Origin of the sequence: Hymenobacter cyanobacteriorum (genome assembly GCF_022631375.1) — a bacterium.
Taxonomy (GTDB): Bacteria; Bacteroidota; Bacteroidia; order Cytophagales; family Hymenobacteraceae; genus Hymenobacter; species Hymenobacter cyanobacteriorum.
Genome location: NZ_JALBGC010000001.1, coordinates 371,939 through 396,888, shown reverse-complemented (window position 1 = coordinate 396,888; position 24,950 = coordinate 371,939). Strand labels below are relative to the sequence as shown.

The 24,950-nt window shown below is 61.3% G+C and carries 23 protein-coding genes and 1 tRNA gene; 10 read left to right on the top strand and 14 right to left on the bottom strand.

Annotation, left to right across the window (positions count from 1 at the left end):
* Nucleotide 1: 1 nt before the first annotated feature.
* The 5 genes from MON38_RS01825 to MON38_RS01805 all read right to left on the bottom strand — a co-directional run bounded on the left by MON38_RS01825 (nucleotide 2) and on the right by MON38_RS01805 (nucleotide 6,679).
* Nucleotides 2–1,780, bottom strand: coding sequence for an OmpA family protein (locus MON38_RS01825; protein WP_241934422.1), 1,779 nt, complete (start codon nucleotides 1,778–1,780; stop codon nucleotides 2–4).
* 129 nt (nucleotides 1,781–1,909) lie between these two features.
* Nucleotides 1,910–2,908, bottom strand: a complete 999-nt coding sequence (locus MON38_RS01820) for a PspA/IM30 family protein (RefSeq protein ID WP_241934421.1) — start codon at nucleotides 2,906–2,908, stop codon at nucleotides 1,910–1,912.
* A 59-nt stretch (nucleotides 2,909–2,967) separates the two neighbouring features.
* Nucleotides 2,968–3,651 carry a hypothetical protein gene (locus tag MON38_RS01815; RefSeq protein WP_241934420.1) on the bottom strand — a complete coding sequence of 228 codons (684 nt, stop codon included), beginning with the start codon at nucleotides 3,649–3,651 and terminating at the stop codon, nucleotides 2,968–2,970.
* 316 nt (nucleotides 3,652–3,967) lie between these two features.
* Nucleotides 3,968–5,830 carry a M61 family metallopeptidase gene (locus MON38_RS01810; protein WP_241934419.1) on the bottom strand — a complete coding sequence of 621 codons (1,863 nt, stop codon included), beginning with the start codon at nucleotides 5,828–5,830 and terminating at the stop codon, nucleotides 3,968–3,970.
* Between the two features lie 180 nt (nucleotides 5,831–6,010).
* On the bottom strand, nucleotides 6,011–6,679 hold the full coding sequence (locus MON38_RS01805; protein WP_241934418.1) for a class I SAM-dependent methyltransferase: 669 nt from the start codon (nucleotides 6,677–6,679) through the stop codon (nucleotides 6,011–6,013).
* Between the two features lie 187 nt (nucleotides 6,680–6,866).
* On the opposite strand from MON38_RS01805, the gene MON38_RS01800 reads away from it, so the two are divergent.
* A tRNA-Leu gene (locus MON38_RS01800) sits at nucleotides 6,867–6,948 on the top strand.
* Between the two features lie 101 nt (nucleotides 6,949–7,049).
* Entirely contained in the window at nucleotides 7,050–7,736 is a 687-nt protein-coding gene (locus tag MON38_RS01795; RefSeq protein WP_241934417.1) for a phosphatase PAP2 family protein, read from the top strand.
* Between the two features lie 10 nt (nucleotides 7,737–7,746).
* Here MON38_RS01795 and MON38_RS01790 read toward each other — a convergent pair whose 3' ends face one another.
* The 5 genes from MON38_RS01790 to MON38_RS01770 all read right to left on the bottom strand — a co-directional run bounded on the left by MON38_RS01790 (nucleotide 7,747) and on the right by MON38_RS01770 (nucleotide 14,482).
* Nucleotides 7,747–10,095 (bottom strand): GAF domain-containing protein, encoded by a 2,349-nt coding sequence (locus tag MON38_RS01790; RefSeq protein WP_241934416.1) that lies wholly within the window; start codon nucleotides 10,093–10,095, stop codon nucleotides 7,747–7,749.
* A gap of 69 nt (nucleotides 10,096–10,164) precedes the next feature.
* Nucleotides 10,165–10,728: a hypothetical protein gene (locus tag MON38_RS01785; protein ID WP_241934415.1), complete on the bottom strand. Its 564-nt coding sequence runs from the start codon at nucleotides 10,726–10,728 to the stop codon at nucleotides 10,165–10,167.
* A 96-nt stretch (nucleotides 10,729–10,824) separates the two neighbouring features.
* Nucleotides 10,825–11,487 carry a hypothetical protein gene (locus MON38_RS01780; protein WP_241934414.1) on the bottom strand — a complete coding sequence of 221 codons (663 nt, stop codon included), beginning with the start codon at nucleotides 11,485–11,487 and terminating at the stop codon, nucleotides 10,825–10,827.
* Nucleotides 11,488–11,696: 209 nt separating this feature from the next.
* Nucleotides 11,697–13,064, bottom strand: coding sequence for a dicarboxylate/amino acid:cation symporter (locus MON38_RS01775; RefSeq protein WP_241934413.1), 1,368 nt, complete (start codon nucleotides 13,062–13,064; stop codon nucleotides 11,697–11,699).
* 161 nt (nucleotides 13,065–13,225) lie between these two features.
* Entirely contained in the window at nucleotides 13,226–14,482 is a 1,257-nt protein-coding gene (locus tag MON38_RS01770) for a DUF6799 domain-containing protein (RefSeq protein WP_241934412.1), read from the bottom strand.
* A gap of 260 nt (nucleotides 14,483–14,742) precedes the next feature.
* On the opposite strand from MON38_RS01770, the gene MON38_RS01765 reads away from it, so the two are divergent.
* On the top strand, nucleotides 14,743–15,747 hold the full coding sequence (locus tag MON38_RS01765) for a dipeptide epimerase (RefSeq protein ID WP_241934411.1): 1,005 nt from the start codon (nucleotides 14,743–14,745) through the stop codon (nucleotides 15,745–15,747).
* A 6-nt stretch (nucleotides 15,748–15,753) separates the two neighbouring features.
* Here MON38_RS01765 and MON38_RS01760 read toward each other — a convergent pair whose 3' ends face one another.
* Nucleotides 15,754–16,323: a DUF6799 domain-containing protein gene (locus MON38_RS01760; protein ID WP_241934410.1), complete on the bottom strand. Its 570-nt coding sequence runs from the start codon at nucleotides 16,321–16,323 to the stop codon at nucleotides 15,754–15,756.
* A gap of 159 nt (nucleotides 16,324–16,482) precedes the next feature.
* Here MON38_RS01760 and MON38_RS01755 point away from each other — a divergent pair, with 159 nt between their 5' ends.
* Together MON38_RS01755 and MON38_RS01750 are read left to right on the top strand one after the other, a co-directional pair.
* Entirely contained in the window at nucleotides 16,483–16,938 is a 456-nt protein-coding gene (locus MON38_RS01755; protein WP_241934409.1) for a MarR family winged helix-turn-helix transcriptional regulator, read from the top strand.
* Between the two features lie 63 nt (nucleotides 16,939–17,001).
* Nucleotides 17,002–17,646 (top strand): YceI family protein, encoded by a 645-nt coding sequence (locus MON38_RS01750; RefSeq protein WP_241934408.1) that lies wholly within the window; start codon nucleotides 17,002–17,004, stop codon nucleotides 17,644–17,646.
* Nucleotides 17,647–17,699: 53 nt separating this feature from the next.
* Here the strand turns inward: MON38_RS01750 and MON38_RS01745 are convergent, their stop codons facing one another.
* Nucleotides 17,700–18,257, bottom strand: coding sequence for a hypothetical protein (locus tag MON38_RS01745; RefSeq protein WP_241934407.1), 558 nt, complete (start codon nucleotides 18,255–18,257; stop codon nucleotides 17,700–17,702).
* A 135-nt stretch (nucleotides 18,258–18,392) separates the two neighbouring features.
* On the opposite strand from MON38_RS01745, the gene MON38_RS01740 reads away from it, so the two are divergent.
* The 5 genes from MON38_RS01740 to MON38_RS01720 all read left to right on the top strand — a co-directional run bounded on the left by MON38_RS01740 (nucleotide 18,393) and on the right by MON38_RS01720 (nucleotide 23,988).
* Nucleotides 18,393–18,674, top strand: a complete 282-nt coding sequence (locus MON38_RS01740) for an ATP-dependent Clp protease adaptor ClpS (protein ID WP_241934406.1) — start codon at nucleotides 18,393–18,395, stop codon at nucleotides 18,672–18,674.
* 89 nt (nucleotides 18,675–18,763) lie between these two features.
* A complete protein-coding gene (recR, locus tag MON38_RS01735) occupies nucleotides 18,764–19,375 on the top strand; it encodes a recombination mediator RecR (protein ID WP_241934405.1) in 612 nt (203 codons plus the stop codon).
* 120 nt (nucleotides 19,376–19,495) lie between these two features.
* Nucleotides 19,496–21,484 (top strand): glycosyltransferase, encoded by a 1,989-nt coding sequence (locus MON38_RS01730; protein ID WP_241934404.1) that lies wholly within the window; start codon nucleotides 19,496–19,498, stop codon nucleotides 21,482–21,484.
* A 159-nt stretch (nucleotides 21,485–21,643) separates the two neighbouring features.
* Complete coding sequence (locus tag MON38_RS01725) at nucleotides 21,644–22,867, top strand: pyridoxal phosphate-dependent aminotransferase (protein ID WP_241934403.1); 1,224 nt, start codon at nucleotides 21,644–21,646, stop codon at nucleotides 22,865–22,867.
* Nucleotides 22,868–22,986: 119 nt separating this feature from the next.
* Nucleotides 22,987–23,988 (top strand): bifunctional heptose 7-phosphate kinase/heptose 1-phosphate adenyltransferase, encoded by a 1,002-nt coding sequence (locus MON38_RS01720; RefSeq protein ID WP_241934402.1) that lies wholly within the window; start codon nucleotides 22,987–22,989, stop codon nucleotides 23,986–23,988.
* Between the two features lie 80 nt (nucleotides 23,989–24,068).
* Here MON38_RS01720 and MON38_RS01715 read toward each other — a convergent pair whose 3' ends face one another.
* Together MON38_RS01715 and MON38_RS01710 are read right to left on the bottom strand one after the other, a co-directional pair.
* Entirely contained in the window at nucleotides 24,069–24,278 is a 210-nt protein-coding gene (locus MON38_RS01715; RefSeq protein ID WP_241934401.1) for a zinc ribbon domain-containing protein YjdM, read from the bottom strand.
* A 15-nt stretch (nucleotides 24,279–24,293) separates the two neighbouring features.
* On the bottom strand, nucleotides 24,294–24,950 hold the full coding sequence (locus tag MON38_RS01710; RefSeq protein ID WP_241934400.1) for a DUF4279 domain-containing protein: 657 nt from the start codon (nucleotides 24,948–24,950) through the stop codon (nucleotides 24,294–24,296).

Sequence of the window (24,950 nt, the reverse complement as noted above, 5' to 3'; positions counted from 1 at the left end):
ATTAATTGCCCAGCACGATTTCCACGCGGCGGTTTTTGGCTTTGCCGGCGGGGGTGCTGTTGCTGGCTACCGGCTCAGTGGCGCCGTGGGCATACACCTGAATGCGGCCGTCGGGGAAGGCGCTGCGGCTCTTGGCTTCGAGCCACTGGCGCACGGCCATGGCGCGGTCTTCGCTCAGCTGCTGGTTGGCCTGCGGGTCGCCCGAGTTGTCGGTGTGGCCGTGCACGGCCACTTTCAGGCTGCCGGCCACCACCAGGTCGTCAAACAGCTGGTTCAGTTCTTTGGTAGCCGAAGGCGTGAAGGTGCTCTGGCCGCTATTGAATTCAATGTTCCAGGCGCGCTTGCTCACGCTCTGGCGGATTTCCTCGCCGGCGGCAAACTTCTGCGTTTCGGCCGGAGCCACGGTCTTGCCTTTGTACCGGGCCTGAATGTTTTTCAGCGGCGTCAAGTCCAGCATGTCGGCCAGCGGCACGTAGCTGGGCAGTTCCTTGGGGTAAAGCTTGCTCTGCACGTCGCCGAAAGCCTTGTATACCGAAGCGTAGATGTTGGTGCCGCCCTCGTTCAGGCCAAACAGCGCCAGGTTGTCGCTGAAGTTGAACACCTTGCTGCCGCCCAGTTCCACCACGTCGCCGTTGCGGTCGGCCTCGCTCACGCCCTTGTAATACTTCAACCAGTAGGCGCCGTTCTTGTCCTTGTCGCCGTACACGTCGGCCGAAATATCAGCGGCGCGGCTCAAGGCTTCGGGGTGCGATTTTACCTGGTCGCCGGCCACGGCATGGGCCAGAATGATGCCTTCCACTTCCTTCTGGTGCGCGTCGTACCAGCGCTTGGTCGTCACCATGATGTTGGGCATCTGGTTCGAGTACTCCTTGGTGCTCACAATTTTCACGAGGCCGCCCTTTTGCTTGGCAATGTTCACGTCGCCGGGCGTCCAGGTAGCCACGGCATCGGCCACCACATCCACTTTCACGCCGGTGTTTTTGCCGTCCACAATCTTGTCGCGGCTCTCGGGCTTGCCCAGGATGTACTTCTCGGCCGCCACCAAGAAGTCGCTGGCCGACATGAAGTTCACGGCCTGCGGGTCATAGGTGGTTTCGTCGGGGTTCACTTTCAGGCCGTTATCGGCGCACCATTTCAGGGCGATGTTCTGGTCGCCGTCGCGCAGGTAGCAGGCAACCGTTTTGCCCAGGGCCAGCTTGGGGTTGTCGAGCCACTCTTTCGGGCCCATCAGCTTGTCTTCGCCGAAGGATTTGCCTACCGAATACGGAATAATTTGCAGCTGTGTACCAGCCTTCTTCAGTTCTGTTTGCACGGCCGAGAAGCCGGGCAGGCCGTCGCCCATGATGCTCACAATCAGGCCCGGAGTGGCGGGGTTGCTCTGCAGGTCGGAAGCGTTTTTCACCAGGTCGGCCTGCATCTTGCTCACGTCGTCCTGCCGCACAATCTGCATGTCGATGCCATTGGCGGCCATGGCCGAGCCGGTGGTGGTGCGCGGCCCGCCGTTGGCCAACATGCCGGCCATCTGCGAGTTCCAAGCCATTACTTCCCAGGTAATGGGCGTGCCTTTTTCAGCTGGCGTAGTACCGGGCAGCGGGGCCAGCGGCACCACGGTGTTCACGCCATTGCCGCCGGTGGCATCCGGCAGCTCAATTGAATTGAGCAGCACCGACTGCGTTTCGGCTTTTTTAAACAGCAGGTTGCTTGACGTGAGTTTGTTAATGCCGAAATACAACCCGACCAGGATGATAATGGCAATGAGAACTTTACCGCGAGTGGTCATTCAAAAATGTGGAAATGTGTTGAATATGAAAATGTGAGAAGTAATGAAATATGCTGAATGTGGGTTTCCGTGAGGGTTTGCGCGAACGCATTCCCACATTTGCCCCATTCAGCACATTTTCACATTCCCTTAGTCGAGGAGCTTGCCGTAGGCGTCGTCGGTAGCCTGGCGGGTGGTGGGGGCCGTGTTCATGCGCACCGGCGCTTCGTTGTCCATAATGGCGTTGAATTCACCCTTCTGGTACTTGTCGAGCAGGCGTTGTCCCTTCTCGCTCATCACGCCGTTCTGGATGTCCATCTCCTTCACAAACTCCTGCGAGTAGCGCATGGCCTGCTTAATCTGGCCCAGTTGCTGGGCCATGTCCTGGGCCACGCGGTCGGTGGCCAGGTCGAAGAAATACTTCTTGTCGGGGTCGCCGCGCAGGATGTTCATGGCCGCGCGCATGCCCGAGCTGGTGCGCTTCACCAGCGTGTATTCATCCTTCAGCAGGTTCACTTTGAACTTGCTGTTGTCAATCTGACGCAGGGCGGCTTTCAGAATCTGGCGCATTACCAGGCTCACGTTGGCTGTGGTGGTGGCCATGGGCTGCAGGCGGCGGTTGTAGTCTTCGAGTTGGGCGGCGCGGCTGGCGTAGCTGTCGGCGCTGTCTTTCTCGCCCTGACGCAGGGCCGAGTCGGCCAGGCTCAGGTATTCCTGCATCTGGGCGCGGTTGGCGTCCATCTTGCGCTTCACCAGCTCATTAGCGCCCTCAATGTGGCCCACTTCTTCCTCCATGTTGCGGGCCTCTTTCTCGGTGTTACGGATGTAGTCTTCCATAATTCCGATGGGGTCCGTATTCACAAACAGGCTGGCGGCGGTGCGAAAAATGCGCTGCCCCAGGTACCACAGCCCCGTCTGAATCCGCTTGTTCGTCGCCAGCAGAAACAGCACGAACAGCACGCCCAGGCCGATGCCCAGCTTCACGGTATCAAAAACAATGTCAATCAGATAGGGCAGAATCTGGCCCCAGTAGTACACACCCGCGCCCACGAGCAGGGCCACGAAGACCCAACCGGCTACTTTCTCGGGTTTTTGCCACGACGGCAGGCCATCGGCGGGCGACGGCGGCCCTAGTAAAGGAGTATTCATCAAGCAGAAAAAAGTGAATGAAGAGCCGGCTCACCACCGGCTCAATAAATTTAGTGCCCTTATTTGGTCACGTTCAAAAACGCCTCGGCCGCTTTGCGGTGGGCCTGCAGGTCGGCCAGGGCGGCCGAGTTGGCCAGCTCGTAGGAAGCCAGCGCGGCCTGGGTTTTCTGGCGCTCCTCGCCCAACTGCTGCTGCGTTTGCAACAACTGCTGCTGCTTGGCCTGCAGTTGCCGGGTAAGGTCGGCGAGGTCGGCGGCCAGCTTTTTCTCCTGCGCGGCCAGCTGGGCCACTTGGCTGGGGGCTGCCCCGGGCGTGGCATTTTCGCCCATTTTTTCGCGGTGGCGGGCCATTACCTTGTCGCGGTCGGTGGCCAGGGCCTGCTCGAACTGCGACGCCGAAGCCAGCAGCGCCGGTATCGTGGCCCCGTTCACGGCCGCGAAGGCGTTGAAAGCCGTCTGGTACAGCATGGGGCCGCTCAGGCCGGCGGCGGCCATGCTCTTCACCATTTTCATGTAGGCCCCAAAATCTTTGCCGTCGCCGGCCAGCAGGCCCGCAATGTGGTCGAGGTGGCGCTGCTCGGCCTGCACCACCGGAGGCGCATTAAAAGCGGCGGGTGCGGCCCCAGCGGGCTGGTTGGGGGTGCCGTAGGGAACCGTCGGCGGCGTGGTTGGCGCGCCCGTTTCGTCGTCGGGCTCGATGAAAAACTCCTTGGCGGCGTTGGTGAGCTTGTCAAAAATGGGCATAACGGTAATTGAAAAGGAAGTAAAGGCAGGCGCACAACCAGACAAAAGAGCCTATTGCAGCACCAGAGACTGGAAATCGCCCGCCAAATCGTTCAAAAGTAAAGATATTAACTTGTTCAATGGTGAAGATTGACCAGCGGGCAGGCAATATTCAGGTGGCTTTGGAGCCGAAAACGCAGTATCCAATTCATAATTTGAAGATTAGGCTTTGCAGCAGGTAGCCAGGCCAGCCCACTGCCCAGCAAAAAGCCCCGGCGGCCCGGGTCGCTATGCGCGACGCCGGCCCACCGGGGCCATCCTATTCTAAAAAGTGAGCTTAGTTCGAGGCCTGCGGAGCCAGCCACGCGTCGCGCAGCGTTTTTTGCGCCGGGGCCAGGGTCATTTTCTCCACACCTTCCACGGGCTTCACCTGTACGGTGGGGTCTTCGGCCAAGATGAGCTGAGTGGTGCGCTCGGCCCCGCCGCGGGTTTTCACTTTCACAAATACCACGTCGCTCGGCGAATGCTTGTGCAGCACGCCGTCCATGTCGCCGCGGCTGTGTAGTTCCTTGCCGTCGAGCACCACAATCTGGTCGCCGCGGTCGATGCCGGCCTTGTACAGGCCCGAGCCAATCTGGGTGTTATAGGCCACAATGCAGCGGCCTTCGTCGTCAAACTCCACCTGGTTGGGCAGGGCGGCACCCAGGGCCCGGGTCGGAATCACGGCCAGGCCGGCCACCAGCAGGTTTTCGGTGAAGCGCGGCGTTTCGCGGCCGTACACATACTGCCGGAAGAAGCGACCGGCAAACACGGTGTCCTTGCTCACTTCGCCCAGCACGCGCTGCAAATCGCGGGTGGTGTAGGGCGCGGTGGGCGCGTAGCCGCTCTGCTTGCTGCCAAACTGCTGCCACATGGCTTGCATGAACTTATCGAGCGAGGAGCGGTGATGCTGGCGCAGCTGCATGTCGAGCACCAACGCAATGCCCGCGCCTTGGTCGTAGTACGACAGGCTGGTGTTCACCAGGTTCATCGGAGCACCGCTCTGGCCGGCCCCGTCGGTGTAGGTGGCCTGGCGGCTCATATCGATGGCCGAGGCGTAGCGGGCGCCGGGGCTGTTCTGGCGCAGGTTCACCCAGCGGCTGATGTCGTCGAAGAACTCCTCGTCCTCAATCAGCTTAGCGCGGCGCAGGGCCAGGCGGCCGTAGTACTGCGTGAAGCCTTCGGCAAACCACAGGTTGTCACTCATGTTGGCGCGCTGGAAGTCGAAGGGCTCCAGGTCCTTAGGGCGCAGGCGCTCCACGTTCCAGGCGTGGAAAAACTCGTGGGCCACGGTACCCAGGTTTTTGGTGGCGTCCTCGTCTTTCAGTGAGCGGGCGCTGGTGACCGACGTGGAGTTGCGGTGCTCCATGCCGTCGCCGGTGGCCTGGCTCAGGTAGTCGGCCACAAAGGTGTAGCGGCCGAAATCAAACGTCGGCAGCGCCCCGAAAATGGCTTTTTCCTCCTTCACCACCTTTTGCACGTTCTTGGCGAAGGCGTCAATTTCCGACGCCGGGCCTTGGTACAGCATGGCCAGCTCAATGGTCTGGTCGCCTTCCTGCCAGCTGCGTACCTGCTGCGCCCCCAACGACACGGGGCTGTCCATCAGATACTGCAGATTGGGCGCGGTGAAGGTGTTTTTGTCGTCGCTGGGGCGCAGCTGGCTGGCCACTTTCCAGGCGGGCGGCACGTCAAATTTTACCTCAGCGGCGCGGTCTTCCAGCCCAGTGGCGTAGCACAGCGTGGCGGGCAGGTTCAGGTGGGCATGCTGCTGGTCGATGCCGGCGAACGTGCCGTCGGTCTGGTCGCCGTAGAGGGTGTAGCTGAAGATGACCGTGCCGTCGGCCCCGGGCTTCACGTCCCAGCCGTAGGGGTCGGGGCGGTTCAGCGGCAGGGGGTGGTTCGAGCCGTCGGTGGCCACCACGTAATACACGTTTTTGGCAAAGTCATGCACGGCGTAGCGGCCGGGCGAGCTGCGGGCCATGCGCACGTGCAGCGTGCCGCTGGGCACGCCCGTAAACGTAGCCGTCACTTTGGCCTCGTGGTGCACCGCATTCGGGAACGACAGCGCGTAGCGCACCGGCGCACCAGGCGCTTTCGTTTGAGCCACCGCCGTGCCCAATCCCAGGCAGCAGGCCATCCCAGCAGTAATAATGTGTTTCATAGGGTAAATTATAGCACAATAAGTAAACTGGCCGCGAGAAAGGCCGGACAGACAATGTAAAGTTGCGGAAAATTTACAATACAACCGCCGTTTCTGCCCAAGAAGAACGGGCGCGGAACGTTAAAATTATGTTTTGCTAGAAAACCCTCCTAATATGGCATATCCAAGCCGGGAGCTTACTCATTGAAACACCACGGCTTCGGTGGCGCTACCGTAGAACCGCCCTTTTGCCTCGCCCCGCAGCCCCCGGGCCGCCAGCGCGGCGCTAAAGTCGGGCAAGTCGCGGGCCCGCAGCCGGGTGGTGAGCCGGAAAAACCAGAACATGGCCGCCAGCAGCCACCGCCGCCAGCCCCGGCGCGCCGGCCGGAAATCGGCCAGCAGCCAGCGCCCGCCGGGCCGCAGGGCCGCCCGCAGCCGGTCCAGCGCATCCGGCAGCTCGGGCGCGGCAATGCAGTCGAGCACGAAAAACGTCAGCACCGCGTCAAATGTCTCATTCGCCGTCAGCGCATCCTGCGTGCCGTGCCGAAACTCGACCTGCGCCTGCTGGCCTGGTTTCAGGCTGGCACGGGCGCGGGCCAGCATGCGCGGCGAGGCCTCGAGGTAGAGCACCGTAGCCGCCGGGCTCCGGCGCAAAACTTCGGCCAGTACCCAGCCCGTGCCGCCACCCAGAATGAGCACGCGCGGCGCACCGGCCGGCAGCCCGGCCAGAGCCGCCCGCTGCGTATTGCGCAGGGCGGGGCCAAATACCAGCGCGGCCAAGGCATCGTAGAACCACGCCACGCGGTCGAAACCGGTGAGGGGAGGAGCATCAGCAGGGGCAAAGGGCACACTGGCGGCAGGAGGACGCACGTCGAAATTGGGGAAGAAGAAAAAAAATGCCCCGGCAAGTAACTGAGAAACAATTGCCGATAGCCCGAAACGGCTTCGGCAAGCGAAAAAATTAGCAAAAAGGTTGCGTAGCCGTAAATCAGGACTGTATCTTTGCAGCATCAAAAGGCCGCCACCCGTCAGGCGAACGGCTTTTTTAGCCCAGCATGCGCTTGTGGCGAAATTGGTAGACGCGCTGTCTTCAGGCGGCAGTTCCGCAAGGTGTGAGAGTTCGAGTCTCTCCGAGCGCACGTAGAAAAAGCCAGTCCTTCGGGGCTGGCTTTTTTATTTTCAGTCCCGGCCGCGCCCGGGTAGCATCGACCAGCCGGCGGCCAGTTCCGTATTCGGGTATATGAAGCGTTTTACGTCGCGCCTGCTGGCGTTTGCGGGGCTGCTTACCGTGGAGGTCGTGTTCGCGACCGTGTTGTTCGTGGTGGCCTTTGCGGTGTTTTTTTACCTAGTGCGGGTAGTGTTCGTGCACCATTCCATGGCCCTCGACACCTGGGCTTCGGACGCAGTGGATGGCTGGCAGCGGGCCTGGCCGTGGCTGTACGGCCCCATTCGGTTTGTCACGTTCTTCGCCTCGCTGCCGTTTTTGCTGCCCGCCAGCATCATCGGGCCGCTGCTGCTACGGCGGGCCGGCCACCGGCGCGAGGCCAAAGAGCTGGTGCTGGTAATGGCCGGCGCCGTGCTGCTCAATCAGTTGCTTAAGCTTTACTTCAACCGGCCCCGCCCCGCCAATGCCGTGTTGCACACCTTCGGGCTGAGCTTCCCGAGCGGGCATGCCATGCTGGGAGTGACCTTCTACGGCTGCCTAGCCTGGCTGCTGGCCCGGCACTTTGGCCGGCCCGGCTGGGCCGCGCCGCTGCTCCTCTGGGCCGGCCTCATCGGCCTCACGCGGGTGTGCCTGCACGCCCACTACGCCACCGACGTGCTGGCCGGTTTCGCCGGGGGCGCGGCCTGGCTGGTGCTGTTCCGCTCCGGCCTCAAACTATTCTGGAAAGAGGAGAAAGCGGTGCTGGGCGAGGAGGTGATTTAACCGAATCACGCTACAACTGCACGCGCACGCGCAGGGCCAGCAGGCCCTTCACGCCCTGCAGTTCCTCCAGCTCCAGTTCCTCCACGCCGGGGGCCAGCAAGCCACGGTCCTGCAGGTAGTCGATGTATTCGTAATACTCCACGGCCTCACGGCTTTGGGCGTACACCAGCGCAATGGTGCCGGGCTGGGTGAGGCGCTCGCCGGTGCCTTGCACGGTGGCTTTGTCGATGCGCTTCTTGATGATTTCGTAGCGGATGTTGTAGGCACCGTCCACGTCAAACTGCCGTTCGTCCTGCCGGAAGCGGATGCTCAGCGGCTGGCCGTGAATGAGGATGAGCTGGGTAGTATCGAGCGGCACGGGCAGCGTGGGCTTGAGGGCGGCGGTGCGGCGCGTGATTTCCACCATCGTTAGCAACTGCCACAGGCGCAGGTTTTTCAGGAAAACCAGGTCGAAAGGCTTGTCCTGCACCAGCGTGCTGCCCACGTAGATGTTGAACTCCACGCCGTCGGTTTTGTAGCGCTGGAAGTAGTGCGGAAACATCAGCTGGGCCTTGTCCTCTTCCTCGTCGAGGTAGTCGCTCACGGCATCGTTGAGCGTGGTCACGCTCAGCTCAAAATCTTTGCGGCGCTTGTAGAGAATGCCCAGGCGCGGGTCGATGTTCTGCCAGTAGTTGGTGATGACCGGGCGCAGGTCGGCCGTGTGGGTGGCCAGGTATTCGAACAGCGGCTCCACCTCGCGCTTCAGCGAATCGTAAATGTTGGCCTCGTCGCCCGAGAGCAGGCCCTCGCGCAGGCGCTTCAGGTTTTTGGTGACGTAGAACTTCAGTTCGTCCAGAATGGGCAACTGCTGGTATTCCGAAGCTTTTTTCAGCACTTTGTTGGCCAGCGTGAGGTGCTCCATCAGGTCGCCCTGAATGGCTTCGTTGCGCACCGTGCTGCTGCCCCGAATGTCACAGGAGCCGTGCAGCGGGTACACGTCCTCGAACACGATGGGCTCCATTTCGGCCGTGCGGTTGCCCTCGTCGAACTGGGCCAGCAGGTTGCGGGCCGCGTCGGTAAAGCGCCATTCCATGGTGGGGTGAATGGCCGTAAACTTTTGCTGCACAATGGCCTGCACGCGGGTCTGCTGGTCTTCGGCGTTGCGCTTCACGGCCACCGCAAACAGCGGCACGAACTGCGCCACAGTGTCCATGTCAAACTCGTCGAGGCCGCCCGCGTCGGGCGTGCCCAGCTCCAGCAGGCCCACCGTGTCGTTGCCGTAAGGCAGCAGCGCCAGAATGGCCGAGCGAATGCCCAGGCTCATAATTTGCTGGCGCAGGTCGTCGGGCAGGTCCGAGTTGGCCACATCCTTGAGTACCAACGGCTCGCGGTTGTTGAGAAGCCGATGGTAAATCTGCCGGAAGCTGCTGTCGGCGGCTTTGGTCTGCACCTGCTTGGTGAGGAAGCTGTGATTGATTTTGCGCCCGAAGTCCATGAAGGCTTTCTTCTTCTCGTCGTAGGCGGCAATGCCGAGCTGCAGCGCCGGCTGCGCAAACAGCACGCGCAGCTTCTCCTGAATCTGCTCGAAGCGCGCCGGCGTTTGCAGCACGTCGCGCTCTAGCAAGTCATATTTCAGTTCCGACAGAATTTCCTGTTCGGTCACATCGGTCAGGCGCAGCACGTTGAAGCCTTCCAGCTCAAAATGCTCGGCCGGCAATATGGCCTGCCACACTTCGGGCCGGTGGCGGCTGTGCAGCAAGGTTTCGCGCTGTTCGTCACTCAACGGCAGCGCTTCGCCCAGCACCCGCACCTGCACAAAAGTGGAATCAAACTCGACGCTGTAATGGCGGTAGAGGCCGATTTTATAGTCGGGCACCGTAAAAATAATGGCTCCCAAAGCCGGCAGTTCGGTCCCGTACACCCGGTGCAGCACCAGTTGGTACGCCATCAGGCCGAGCTGCCGCTCCATGGCCGGCATGTCGATATTGAGCGGCTGCTTCACCAGGCCATCCTTGTTCAGCATGATGTCGCGGAACAACCGGGTCGAAAAAAAGCTGCGCCGCTGAAACGGTCCGATTGCGCCGCTGATGTCGGTGGCCAGCGAAGCCGGTGGAAACACGGCCAGCATCAGGGTTTCCACCAAATCACAGTGCTTTTCCAGCAGGCTGGGGTCAGCCACGGGCTGTAATATCCAGGGGGCCTGGGTTACTTGGCTGCCCACCGCCTGGGCCAGCAGGGCAATGCCGGCGTTGGCCGACTGCTCACGCGTCTGCCAGTACTCAACCAGCGGCGCGAGGCTGAGCGTGGTGCGAAACGGAAACACCGGGGCGGCCGGGGCCACAACGGCGGGCGCAGCGGAAAGGGAGGAATCGGTTGCCATATAAGCGTGCAGAAGAAAGGAGCGAGTAAGCGCATCCGTCCGGTTATACGTTCCACTCTTCCGGAGCGGCTACTTCGTTACCGGCAGCACTGCTTTGCGCGATTTCAGGTCGGTAAAAGTGGGGGTTGGAACAGAGTCGGGCCACACCTGAACGAGCTTCCGCGAATTAGAGTAGCAGGTGCAGCAGCCGTCGCCTTCGAAGCTGCCGCTCAGCTTTACTCGTTCAATCACCAGTAGCCGCTTGCCGGCGCGCACCCGGGGCTTCGTGCCCGGGTAATAGCGCAGCACGTAGCTGAACGTATCGAGCCGGGCGCTGCCCAGCTGGGTGAAGGGCGTGGCGTTGTTGATAATCAGGGTATCATTGACCGCAAGTTGGGCCGCAGTGCGCACAATGATGGCCGTCTCGGGTTTGGGAAGAATGGCGGGCCGGTTTTTCATGTCGTAGTGCAGGTAGCGCACCAAGGCCAGTGTGTCGAGGTCATCGGTCGTGAACTTGCTGCGGTCGAACACAATGCGAATGGCATCGGCCTGGGCTTCGTTGGGGCAGTCGCACACGTTGTTGGCGCAGCAGCCCGCCAGCAGCAGTGCCAGGCCCGCACAGGCCACCAATCGGTTAATTAAAAGTAGAGCCATCACGTGCCAAAGGTAAGGCCCGCCGCCCCCACGCGCCCCGGTGGGGCTGGTGAAAGCAGCGGGCCTGCACAAACGAAGCCTGCCGGAAAGAATTGCCTAGCGGCCGCCCGTAGCCGACGACGAAGCCGCCGGAATAGTGGGGTTTTCGACGGTGCCGCCGGCCATCAGCAGCGGGCGCAGGCGGGTCGTAGCGGTATCAAGCTGCGGGCGAATCTTGGCCATCGCGCCGCGCAGGGCGATGACGTCGGCCAGGCGGGGGGCATCGGTTTGCGAGTACCCGTGGTACATGGCCACTTTCACCTCGGAAGTGCCGGTGCCCTCGTACGAGCCGAGCAGGTTGCCGGCGGCGTCGCTCACCTGCACTTCGGCAAGCAGGGTGGTTTTGTACCACTCCAGCGGCACGCCTACCACGGCGGGCAGCAGGAAGGTGAGCACCTGCGCCCCTTGCAGGCCGCGGCCGGTGCGCAGGGTTTTCACCTTTTTCACCACCAGCTTGGCGTAGCCGTAGGTGGCCGAGTCGGTGGGCTCGGTCAGGTTGATGCGGCACTCCTGCTGGAACAATTTGAGCGGGTCTTCGGGCAGGGCGCCATCGTTCATGGCCAGCGGGCCCTGGTCAGCCAGAATTTCCAGCGGGGGCAGGCGGTTGGCAATGGCCGCCGTGGGCGTGCTACGCATCTGGTTTTTTACCGAAACGCAGGAGGCTGCTCCCAGCAGCGTGGGCACCAGTGCCAGTACCGCCCCTTGACGAAGAATTTTCATAGCTTGAAGGTAATAGAAAAACCCGATAAAAAGAAGAAAAGCAAAAATTGTCTTATATCCATACGGAAACCCCGCAGCAGGGTTCCTAGGGCTAAATTACGGTATTAAAATGGCATCATGGCCATTTTGCCCGAATTTTTTATAAAAAAAAGGTGCCCGGGCTAACCTCAGGCACCTCGTTTTCGTTCAATTTTGATTGTGCCAGTTGCTTACTCGGCCGCTGGGTCGGGCCCCACGTAACCGTCCACAAACTCGCCCTCCCAGCGGGCCACCACGGCCGAGGCGAGGCAGTTGCCGAGCACGTTCACGGCCGTGCGGGCCATGTCCATCAGCGCATCAATGCCCAGGATGATGAATACCGGCCAGGCCGGCAGGTTGAACGAAGCCACCGTGGCCAGCAGAATCACGAGCGAGGCGCGGGGCACGCCGGCCACGCCCTTGCTGGTCAGCATCAGGGTAAACACCATCAGCAATTGCTGGCCGAAGGAGAGGGGCACACCCGCCGCCTGGGCCACGAAAACGGCCGCCAGCGACAGGTAGAGCGTGGTGCCATCGAGGTTAAAGGAGTAGCCCGTGGGCATCACGAAGGCCACGATGCGACGCGGCACGCCGATGCTCTCCATAGCTTCCATGGCGCGGGGCAGGGCCGCTTCGGAAGAAGTGGTAGCGAAGGCAATGCTCACCGGCTCGGCCACGGCCGCGATGAAGCGGCGCAGCGGCAAGCGCGCAAACAGCGCCACCGGCAGCAGCACCAGCAGCACGAAGGCGATGAGTGCGCCATACAGCGTCAGGAGCAGCTGCAAGGCATTGAATAGGGGCGCGAAGCCCATTTTGCCCACCGTATAGGCCAGGGCCCCGCCCACACCCAGCGGCGCGAAATACATCACTACGTTGGTGAACTTGAACATCACTTCCGAGAGGCTTTCGCAGAAGTCCAGCATCACGCGGCGCGGCCGCTCGGGGGTGAGCGCCAGGCCGATAGCGAAGATAATGGCGAAGATGACCACCTGTAGCACTTGCCCTTCGGCTACGGATTTGGCAATGTTTTCGGGAAAGATGTGCAGGATGATATCGGCCGCCGTTTGAGTTGGCGCGGCGGTCAGGGCCTCTTCCTTCACGCCCACGCGGCTGATGCCCACGCCGGCTTTGGTGAGGTTGATGGCCGCCAGACCGATAAACAGGGCGAACGTGGTGACGATTTCAAAGTAAACCAGGGCTTTAATGCCCATGCGGCCCACCTGTTTCAGGTCGGCGTGGCCGGCGATGCCGACGACCAGCGTGGCGAATACCAGCGGCGCGATGATGGTTTTCACGAGCCGGAGGAAGGCGTCGCTGAGCACTTTCAGGCTCATGGCCACGCCGGGTGCATCGTGGCCCAGCTCGATGCCGACGAGCATGCTCACCACAATCCAGAGGGTGAGGGAGCGGCGCGGGGCGGCAGCAGCAGCAATGGCGGCCAGCGCCAGCCAGCGGGCAGCAACCGGCACGGCCGGCGGCAGGCTGGTGCCCAGCACGGTGAGCAACGCGGCCAGAATAACCAAAACAACGGCAAGCAGGAGTAAGCGGGATTTAAACATGCGGGGGTGGGAGTACCGGGAAAATGAATTGCGGCCCTAAAGAACGGCATTATCCGGCCAGCGCCGGCCACCGAAGCCGTCGGCCGGGCGCGGCACGAGCCAAAAAAATGCCCCGTGCGCATGGCACGGGGCATTCGGAACCGCTAAGTTTAAGCGAATGCTTACAGCGACAACAGGTAGCCGATGGTAAAATTGGAGTCGTAGCCGAACACGAACTGCTGGCAGCCGGTGGCTTCGGCCAGGGCCTGGTAGATGTTCAGGCCCGACTTGATTTTGGCCCCGCTCAGCTGCGGGTAGTCGGTGGGCGCTTTGAGCACGGTGTAAGGCTCCTGGCCCTGGCGCACGGCCTTGGCCAACTCGTAGGGCACCCCGCCGATGATGAAGCAGGTGCCACGCAACTTGGCCGGCACCTGGGCGGCTTTGGCCTTTACGGCGGCGGCTACGGCGGCATCGTCCACGTTTTTTTCGTAGTATTTCGAGCCGTAGGTGTCTTCTACGCGGGGCTGGCCGGCGGCGTACCACGAAATCTTGCTGTTGGCCGAGCCCATGTCTACCACAAAACCTTTGGTGGCGTAGTCGGCTGGCAAGGCGGCGCGCAGGCCCAGAATACCTTCTCGCTCGGGCGTCACGGTCGTTACCACGTACTTCAGGGCCTCCAGACCTTTCACAATGCGGTGGGTGTTTTCGGCCAGGGCGGCGCCCGAGCTCACCACGAAATGAATGTCGCGGCTGGGCACGCCGAAGTCCAGCATCTTGCCGATGTAAGCTTTGAGGCCGGTGCGCACGTCCTCCTCCGAAGCCATGTTCTCCATCACCAGGCTGTTGCCGAATTCCGATTTCTCCAGCTTCCAGTTGCGCTTGTCGTCGACGCGAATGATGAACATGTTGAAGCCGCTGGCTCCCAATTCCACTACGCCGCGCAGCTTGCCGTTCACCGGCGCTTCGGGCCGGTAGCTGAAAGTGCCGGTATAGGGGGCAGTGGCGGTTGGTGCGGGGGCGGGCGTTGGCGTGGCGGGCTTGGGCGCGGTGGCCGGGGCCGCCAGCACGGTGGGCATGGGGCTGGGCGCAATGCTGGCCGTGGCATCGGCCGGCGGGGCGCCGGCAGCCGGCGACTTCTGAATCAACTCGCCGTTCAGGCTCAGCAGGTCGCCTTCCTGCAGGCGCACCCGCGTGCCGTTGGCCAGCACTACCGACTGCGTTTTATACTCCACGCGGCTGCCGTTGGGCAGAGTTACGTCCTTTTCCAGCACTTTGGTAGTGGAACCCGTCTGCACCACCATCAGCTTGTTGGCCACCGTAAACCACGGGAGTGAGCCGCTGACTACCTGCGTATTGCGCTTTTGTGCGCTAATTGGGGCAGCCGTTGCCACCAACAAGCCAGCAGCAACTACCAAAGAAGAAAGTAACGGAGATTTCATATTTGCAGAACAGTTGAGAATGAAATTAATTAGCGGAAAAGCGTAAATTCCACCGCTGCAAATGTATTATCGGCTGAAGGGTTTTCACCTTTTCGGCAGTAGCAGACAGGCAATAGTTGTTGGAATGCCAAGCATCGCCGTTCAATGCCGGTATTTTCTCGGCGAATGGTTGAGGTTTGCATTGTCACTTTCCGGCCGCGGCCGCGTATGCACGCAACGCAACGCCTCCGCGTGGAGCCTTTGCCTTTTTCTGCATCCTCATGCCCGTCTGGTCCATTACGCCCCTGGTACTGCCGCTGCGGTACGTCTGGAAAATCGCCCGCAACGCCTCCACCACCAAAACCAACCTGCTGGTGCGCATAGCCGGCCACGGTTTCAGCAGCCAGGGCGAGGCCGCGCCCAACGTGCGCTACGGCGAAACCCCTGAGTTGCTGCAGGAACAGTTTGCCACCTTGCAGGCGCACGGCCTGCACGAAGTCGCGACGCTGGACGAACTCGACGCGCTGCTGGCGGCGCACCCGGTGGCCCATGCGCTCAACTTCGCGCTCGAGTCGGCGCTGGTGCAGTGGCTGGCGGCCCGGGCGGGGCAGCCGGAATGGCAGTATCTGGGCGTGCCGGCCCCGACGCCCGCGCCCACGGCGTTCACGCTACCCATTATGGCTCCCGGCGAAGTCGCCACTTTTTTGCGCGAGCAGAAAGCGGCCCGCTTCGACTTGCTAAAGGTGAAGGTGAGCGCCACTGAAGGCCTCGACTTGCTGCGCGAAGTGACGCGCCTGCTGCCCGGCCATTCCTTGTTAATAGATGGCAACGAAACCTGGCGCGATGCCGATGGCGTGCTGCAGTTTCTGGAACAGGCCCGTGCGCTGCCCGGCCTGAACATGCGCCTGCTCGAACAGCCCATGCCCGCCGATTGCGTCGACGACTACCGCCACCTGCGGCCCCGCGCGGGCGTGCCGCTGCTGGCCGACGAATCGGTAACCGACTCGGCCGATTTTGCTGCCATCGCCGAACAGTTTCACGGTGTGAACATGAAGCTGATGAAAGCCGGCGGCTTTCGCCGGGGCATCGACCTGTTGCGGCGCACCCGTGCCCACGGCCTGATTCCGATGATGGGCTGCATGGTGGAAACCAGCGTAGGCATTGCCGCCGCCCTGCAAATCAGCGCGTTGGTCGACGTGCTCGACCTCGACGGCTTCCTGGTTATCCGCGACGAGCCCTTCGGCCTCGTGACCGAAACCGAAGGGCGCTTGCAACTGCGGGCGTAAGCTGGATTACTTCACCGGGGCATTCAGTTGGGCATCAAGGTCCATCAGCTGCGCGTCGAGGGCTTTGGTATCGGGCAGGTCGGAGCGGCCCTGGCTGAGCAGGCTGATTTTCTGATTCAGCAGTTCGATTTTTTTATTGAGCATGGGCACACGCTGGGCCGGGTCGGCGTAGCCGGGGCCGCGCTGCACGTACTTTTCGTAGATGGCGCCGGGCGGGGTGGGGGCGGCCCCTTTGGCAGCGGCGGCACTGCCGGGCGTGGCAAATACTACACCGCCGTCGGCGCGCACGTAGTCGCCCTCGCGCAGGGTTATTTTTTTGCCGCTGGCGTTGAGCTTGTCGGCGGGCATTTCCACGATGCCGTTTTTGTAGTTGATTTTGACGCCGCTGGCTAGCTTTACATTCTGGCTGAGTGGCGTAATCTGATTACCGTCGCGCTTCACCACTTCGCCGTTCTGCATCACAAACTGGGTGCTGGCGGTGGTTTGCACCGGGAAACCGCCATCCTGGGCGGCGGCGAGGCGGGGGGCGGCGGTGGCTAAAGCAACCGCCAGCAAAAATATTCCGAGTCGTTGCATGGCAATAAGTAGGGATGAGGTGAATGTGCCAGCCTACGAAAATTGGCGAGGTTTTGGCCATGCACCGCCGAAGTACGCCGGGAAAAAGAAAAAAATCGGGAACAATGTTGCGACATTAAATGTACGTACATATATTTGCAGCCGATTCCAGTATCACTCATGCGTATCGAAGACGAAATCAAGCAGGCTCACTTCCAGGATGAACACCAAAAGGCCATTATCAACCTGATTTACACGTCGGGCTGGTTGCAGCTACGGCAGGCCTGCGCGTTCAAGCGGTTTGCGCTTACGTCGCCGCAGTTCAATATTCTGCGCATTCTGCGCGGCCAGCACCCGCAGCCCGCCACGGTGGCGCTGCTGATTGAGCGCATGCTGGACAAAACCAGCAACGCCTCGCGCATCGTGGACCGGCTCGAAGAAAAAAAGCTCGTCACGCGCACCGTCTGCCCATCCAATCGCCGGGCCGTCGACATTCGCATTACCCCGGCCGGCCTGGCCCTGCTCGACCAGATTGAAGAATCGGGCGTGATGCAAGCTGCTGCCCACGCCAGCCTGAGCGAGGCCGAAGCCCGGCAGCTGAACGACTTGCTCGACAAAATGCGCGATACCGACTAGGCCGCCACGCTTACCCTTTGCAACAACCCTTTTTTCAAGAATACCCTTTTTAATACCCCAACCATGAAAAAATTCCTCCTGCCCGCCCTGTTCGCCGTTGCCGTGCTCGGCGCCGCTCCCGTGGCTTCGGCCCAGAAAAACAACAGCGCCAAAATGGCCACCAACGCCCCCGCCTACGCCCTGCAGCCGCAGCTGAGCACCCTGGGCTGGGAAGGCAAAGCCGTGACGCACGGCCACAACGGCACCATGAACTTCAGCTCGGGCGAGCTGCTGGTGAAAGGCAACGCTGTGGTGGGCGGCACCGTGACCGTGGACATGAAGACCATGAAGGCCACCGACATCAAGGATGCCGACAGCCAGGGCAAATTCGTGGGCCACATGAGCAGCGACGACTTCTTCGGCGTAGCTACTTATCCCACCTCGACCTTCAAAATCGTGAGCGTAACGCCCATCAAAGGCGCCGCCAAGGATGCCGATAACGCCACCATCACTGGCGACATGACTATCAAGGGCGTGACGCAGCGCATCAGCTTCCCCGCCAAAGTGGGCGTGAAGGACGGTGTGGCCGCCGCTTCGGGCAAAGTGACCATCGACCGCACCAAGTTTGGCCTGAAGTACGGCTCGAAGTCGTTCTTCGAGAGCATTGGCGACAAAGCCATCTACGACAACTTCGACCTGACCTTCAACGTGATTGCCAAGAAGGCTTAATTGCCTGATTAGCTGCTAAACAAAAAAAGCCCGCCGGTTTCGGCGGGCTTTTTTTATTCGGGAATCTCAAACGTGCGGGGCAGCTCGAACTTCAGGTTATGACTTTTTTTGCGACGGTGTAGCTCGCTCAGGATATCATTTAGCTCCGATTGGTATTCGACCCACAGGTCTTCGTGCAACGATTTGAGGATTAGTGGCGGCAGGCGGGCAGCCAGGCGGGCGGTGGCGTTATAAAAGCCGTCCCACACGCTGTCGAACTGGCCCGAGTAGTGGTCGATGCACTGGCGCAGAATGTAGATGAGCAGGTCAATCTCGAGCTGCTTGTTTTTGGTGATGCGCCGGGCGCGGGCGGCCTCCTGTATGCTGGCGCGCACGGCCTTCACGAGGCTACGGTTGAGCAGGCGGCCGGTTACGGCTACGTTGAACAACTCGTGGATGCGGTCGGCGGTTTCTTCCTGAATCTGGCCCAGGGTCACGTCGGCCAGCAGCTCGAAGCGAAAGGTTTCATAGAGCTCGGCGTCGCGGCGCACGGCGCGCAGCAGCAGGGCTTCCTTCTCGGGCTCGGAAAGGCGCTTGAGGGCTTTTTTGAAATCGATGGACGGAACGGGCATGAGCGGGAGAGGAGGGCAGAGCCGGCGGAACTGGCGCGGCGCTGCAAAATTGGGGCGAATCTGACGAAACGAAACCGCCGCCAACGGGGTTATCAGGAGCTGCCCCACGCGGGGTTTCCTGCGTAAATTTGCCTTATGAACACGCGTCCGCAAATTGACTACGATGAAGACGTTCTGCTGCTCGAAGAAGCGGTGGAACTGCGCAACCTGGTGGTGTACAACGATGAAATCAACACCTTCGACCACGTCATCAAAACCCTGATGGACGTGTGCGGCCACCAGCCCGAGCAGGCCGAGCAGTGCACCCTGCTCATCCACTACAAAGGCAAGTGCGCCGTGAAAGTGGGCACCTACGAAGAGCTGGAGCCCATGTGCACGGCCATTCACGACCGCGGCATCTCGGCCGACGTAGTCTAGTTGTCGGTTGTTAGTTGTCGGTTGTCAGGTTGTACTGGCAATGTGCGGCTAACAACTGACAACCAACAACTGACAACTAACCAATCTGAATGGAGTTTCCCTCAAAACTGATTGAAAACGCTGTGGGCGAGCTCTCGCGCCTGCCCGGCATCGGCCGGAAAACGGCCCTGCGCCTGGCCCTGCACCTGCTGAAAGCCGAGATGGACACCACGGCTTCGCTGGCCGAGGCGCTGGCCAAAATGCGTTTCGAAATCACGTATTGCAAAACCTGCCACAGCATTTCCGATGCCGAGGAGTGCGGCATTTGCGCCAACAAGCTGCGCGACCACAGCCTCGTGTGCGTGGTGTCGGATGTGCGCGACGTGATTGCCATTGAGAATACCGGCCAGTACAAGGGCGTGTACCACGTGCTCGGCGGAGTGATTTCGCCTATTGAGGGCGTGGGACCGTCCGACCTGCACATCGACTCGCTAGTGGCCCGCGCTTCGGCCGAGGATTCGGAGTTGCGCGAGGTGATTCTGGCCATTTCGCCCACGATGGAGGGTGATACTACCGCGTTCTACCTCTCGCGCCGACTGCGCGATTTGCCCAACGTGCACATCAGCACCATTGCCCGCGGCATTCCGATGGGCGGCGAGCTGGAGTATGCCGACGAGATTACGCTGGGCCGCAGCATTGTGGACCGGCTGCGGCAGGCGTAATGGCATTTTTAGCTGTTAGCCATTAGCTTTTAGCTTTTAGCTTTGTCGGTACTTCCCGAGGAGCCGCTCGGTCGCCACAAAAAAGCTAACAGCTAACAACTGATGGCTAACAGCTAAAAAGTGAAGCTCTCCGTTATCATTGTCAATTACAACGTCTGCTATTTCCTGGAGCAGGCGCTGCTCTCGGTGCGACGGGCCGTGGAGAAGCTGGGGCAGCCGGTGGAGGTATTTGTGGTTGACAACAACTCGGCCGACGGCTCGGTGGCCATGGTGCGGGCGCGGTTTCCGGAAGTTATTCTGATTGCGAATCAGGACAATCCCGGCTTCTCGAAAGCCAACAACCAGGCCCTGCGCCGCGCCACTGGCCAGTACCAACTGCTGCTGAACCCCGACACCGTGGTGGAGGAAGACACCTTCCGGGCCTGCTGCGATTTTATGGACGCGCACCCCGGTTGCGGCGGCCTGGGCGTGAAAATGCTGGACGGCCAAGGGCATTTCCTGCCCGAAAGCAAGCGGGCGCTGCCCACGCCGGCCGTGGCGTTTTATAAAATGTTCGGGCTGGCCAAGCTCATGCCGAAGTCGCGCACGTTCGGGCGCTACCATCTGGGCTTTCTGGACAAAGAGGAAACCCACCAGGTGGAGGTGCTGAGCGGCGCGTTTATGCTGCTGCGCAAGGCCGCGCTCGACCAGATTGGGCTGCTCGACGAAGACTATTTCATGTACGGCGAGGACATCGACCTCTCGTACCGCCTCACGCGGGGCGGCTGGCAGAACTATTATTTCCCCGGCACCCGCATCATTCATTACAAGGGCGAGAGCACGAAGCGCACCAGCGTGAACTACGTGTTTGTGTTCTACCGGGCGATGGTGATTTTTGCGCAGAAGCACTTCGCCCCGGGCCGGGCGGGCCTGTTTTCGCTGCTGATAAACTCGGCCATCTGGCTGCGGGCGGGGGCGGCCGTGGCCGAGCGCCTGCTGCGCCGCGCCGCCCCGCTGCTGCTCGATGCCGGCCTGATTTGGGGCGGCATGTACTTCCTGAAAACCTACTGGGAGCGCAACCACAAGTTTGTGCCCGGCGACTACCCGCCGCAGTACATGGCCGCGGCCGTGCCGGCCTACATCGTGGTCTGGCTGACTTCGACTTACCTCAGCGGGGGCTACGACCAGCCCACGCGCACCTCGCGCATTGTGCGGGGCGTGGCGGTGGGCACGCTGCTGATTTCGGCCGCTTCCAACTTTCTCGACGCCTGGCGCTTCTCGAAGGCGCTGATTATTCTGGGCGGCGGGTGGGCCGTGGTGGCGCTGGTGGGGCGGCAGCTGCTGGCGCATTTCATCAAGTACAAAAACCTGCGCCTGAGCGAGCGGCACCAGAAAAACATTGCCATTGTGGGCTCGGGGGCCGAAAGCCAGCGCGTGCGCCAGCTGCTGGAAGCCGCCCACGTGTCGGCCCGCGTAATAGGCTACGTGAGCGTAGGGGAGGAAGCCGTTTTAGAAGAAAATTCACCCATTCACCAGTTCACCAACTCACCACTGGGCGAACTGCGCCAGCTAGCCGATATCATCCGCCTCTACGCGCTGAATGAGCTGATTTTTTGCGGCAAGGACCTGCCCGCCAGCCAGATTATTGCCCTGATGCTCAGCCTGCCGGCCGACCCGCCGGTGGCCTACAAAATCCTGCCCGAAGACAGCCAGTACATCATCGGCAGCAGCAGCAAGGACGCGCCCGGCGACTACTACACGCTCGACATCGAGCTGAACCTGAACCAGCCCCAGAAAGCCCGGGCCAAGCGCCTGATTGACTTGCTCGTGAGCGCCGGGCTGCTGCTGCTGGCCCCGCTGCTCATCTGGTTGCAGCCCAATAAAACCGGTTTTCTGCGCAACTGCGCGGCCGTGCTGCTGGGCCGGCGTACCTGGGTGGGCCTGCGCCACACGCCCGGCCCGGCCCGCACGGTGCCCGCCGTGGTGTCGCCGGCCGATGCCGCCAATTCGGCTGCCCCGCTCACTGAAGTCACCAAGCGCCGCCTAGAGTTGCTGTATGCCAAAGACTACGAGCCCGGCATGGACCTGACGGTGCTCTGGCGCTGCCGGCGGCGGCTGGGGCAGGCGTAGTTTAATCTGTCATCCTGAGCGGAGCGAAGGACCTTCTCACATGAGCAAATCTCGCACAGACGTGAGAAGGTCCTTCGCAAGCTCAGGATGACAGCCGGCATTGGGCGATGCCCGCTGACAATTGAATTACCTTTGCCCTTGCATTCACCGCCTTTTCTTATGCCCAATACCGCCGCGCCCGTTGCCGTTTCGCCGCTCTCCGACCGCCTGCTTGCCATGAGCGAGTCGGCCACCATTGCCATGGCCAAGAAGGGCCGCGAGCTGGCCGCCAAGGGCGTTGACGTCATCAACCTGAGCTTTGGCGAGCCTGATTTTCAGACACCGCAGTACATCAAGGACGCCGCCAAAAAGGCGCTGGACGACGGCTACACGTTCTACACACCGGTGCCCGGCATTCCGGAATTGCGGCAGGCCATCTGCGATAAGTTGAAGCGCGACAACCAGCTCGATTTCCAGCCCAGCCAGATTGTGGTGAGCACCGGAGCCAAGCAGGCGCTGGCCAATGCCGTGCTCAGCCTCGTAAATCCGGGCGACGAGGTCATCGTGTTTTCGCCCTACTGGGTGAGCTACGAGGAGATGGTGAAGCTGGCCGGCGGCGTGGCCGTGCCGCTGGTGGGCACCCGCGAACACGACTACAAGGCCACCGCCGCGCAACTGGAAGCGGCCATTACGCCCCGCACCAAGCTTATCATGTACTCGTCGCCGTGCAACCCTACGGGCGCGGTGTTCAGCCGTGAGGAGCTGGGTGCGATTGCCGAGGTGCTGGCGCGCCACCCGCAGGTATACGCCCTGGCCGACGAGATTTACGAATACATCAACTTCGTGGGCGAGCACGTGAGCCTGGCCCAGTTTCCGGCCGTGGCCGACCGGGTTATCACTGTGAATGGCTTCTCGAAGGGCTACGCCATGACGGGCTGGCGCCTGGGCTACCTGGCCGCCCGCCAGGACATTGCCACGGCCTGCGACAAGATGCAGGGCCAGATTACGTCGGGCACCTGCTCCATCACGCAGCGGGCGGGCGTGGCCGCGCTGGCCGGCGGCCGGGCGTCGTCGGATGAGATGGCCGCCGCCTACCGCCGCCGCCGCGACCTCGTGCTGGAGCTGGTGAAAGATATTCCCGGGCTCGACACGCCCACGCCCAGCGGTGCTTTCTACATCTTTCCCGAAGTGTCGGCTTTCTTCGGCCGTACGGCGCCCGATGGCAGCACCATCCGCAACTCGTCCGATTTGGCGCTGTTTATTCTGAACGACGCGCACGTTTCGGCCGTGTCGGGCGAGGCGTTTGGCGCGCCGGAGTGCATGCGTTTCAGCACCGCCGCCGCCGATGAGAAGCTGGTGGAGGCGTTTCGGCGCATCAAGGCAAGCCTGGCGAAACTGGCGTAATTTATTTATCACCTCCTGTCATCCTGAGCGCAGCGAAGGACCTCATCAAGCTCGAACGGCTAGTTCTGATGTGACAAGGTCCTTCGCTCCGCTCAGGATGACAGACTTTTGCTTTGAGTTTGCCTACTTCTGATTCCTCCCTGCAAACGCTGTTCAACGACTTCAACAACCTGCGCGTCCTCATCGTGGGCGACGTGATGGTGGATGCCTACGTGTGGGGCCGCGCCACGCGGCTCTCGCCCGAAGCGCCCGTGCCCGTGGTGCACGTGGCCCGCACCGAAAACCGCCTCGGCGGGGCTGCCAACGTGGCCCTGAACGTGCAGGCCCTCGGCGCCACGCCACTTCTCTGCGCCGTGATTGGCGACGATGCGGGCGGCGACCAGCTGCTGCAACTCCTGCATACCCACGACCTGCCCGCCGACGGCCTCATCCGCAGCGCGGCGCGGCCTACTACGGTGAAGCAGCGCATTCTGGCCCAGGGCCAGCAGCTGCTGCGCATCGATTCGGAAATCGAAACCGACCTCAACGCCGAAGAAGCCGAGCAACTGCTGGCGGCCTACGACGACCTGCTGGGCCGCGCCGACGTGGTCATTTTTGAGGACTACGACAAGGGCGTGCTCAGCGAAGCCATTATTACGGAGTGCATTGCCCGCGCCCGCCAGCGCAACATCCCCACGGTGGTGGACCCGAAGAAGAAGAATTTCCTGGCCTACCGCGACTGCACCCTCTTCAAACCCAACCTGAAAGAGTTGCGCGAAGGATTAAAGCTGGAATTTGGCGAGCCCAACACCGACCGCGCCGGCTTTGAAGCCGCCGTGGCTCGGCTGCGCGAGGTGTTGACGCCCGAAATCGTGCTGGTGACGCTGTCGGAATATGGCGTATTTGCCCAGCAGGAAGCGGAGAAAACCTACCTGCCGGCCCACCTGCGCACGATTTCCGACGTGTCGGGGGCGGGCGATACCGTCATCAGCATTGCGGCGCTGTGCGTGGCGCTGGGGCGGCCGGCGGCCTTCACAGCGGCGCTGGCCAACCTGGGCGGGGGCCTGGTGTGCGAGCAGGTGGGCGTGGTGCCCATCGAGAAGCAGCGACTGCTGGAAGAAGCAGTGGAGGCGGGGCTGTAGCCTGGACTCTGCGAGTCCGGGCATACTTAGGAAATGAAACGACCTGCTAGGCCCGGACTCACAGAGTCCAGGCTACAGGGCTAGGCCTTCTTCAGGAACTCGGTTTTGAGCACCATCGTGCTGCCGCCGGCGCGGCCTTCAATTTCGGCAGCGCTGTTGGTGAGACGGATGTTTTTAACCAGCGTGCCGCGCTTGAGCGTGAGCGAGGAGCCCTTCACTTTGAGGTCTTTGATGAGGGTGACTGCGTCGCCTTCGGCGAGCAGCGTGCCGTTGCTGTCTTTTACGTCCATTGCAGTATGGGGAAGTTAGGATTGATAGAAATTGCCCTCGGCATAGAGGTCGAAGTCAATTTCAAGGTTTAACGCCGCCATTCGCTGGATACACTCTTTATCGAGATGCAGCCCGCCAAGCATGGTGTTGCCATTGTGAAAGACGGAAATAATGCGAAGGTAGCCGTCGGCTTTGTCGACCAGCGCTTGTACACCAGCATGGTCTTGTTCTAAAAAAGACAGTAGCTTTTTGAGTCGAGCCTCAAATTCACCAGGTCCGGGGTGAGGCTCAAACTCAATCGAGCTTTGCTTGCGGAGAGCACCACCGAGTTTTCGTTGGTCCCCTTTGTTCCAACTCTCCGTCGGCTTCAGCATCGTTAGGGCTGCAAGCTGTTGCAAGTCTAATGTTTCCGACGTGGCATGAAACGATATCCGGTGGTAATCCTCCACCCAGGCGTGCTCCACAGTAAGCGAAACCGGCGAGACGGAGACGGCCAAGAAGAATTTCTCGTCTTCCACCGCGAAATAGACGATAGTCGGCAACGGGCCGGCGGGAATGGTAATACCCGCGACTTTGGGTTCCCCATCTTGAATAGCCACAGAATGCACTTCCAAGAATGCCTTTGACGTCCCAAAGGTGGGATTTGTGGCTTCAGCTGCTGCTATGGCAATTATCGCGGTGTTGTCGGGCAT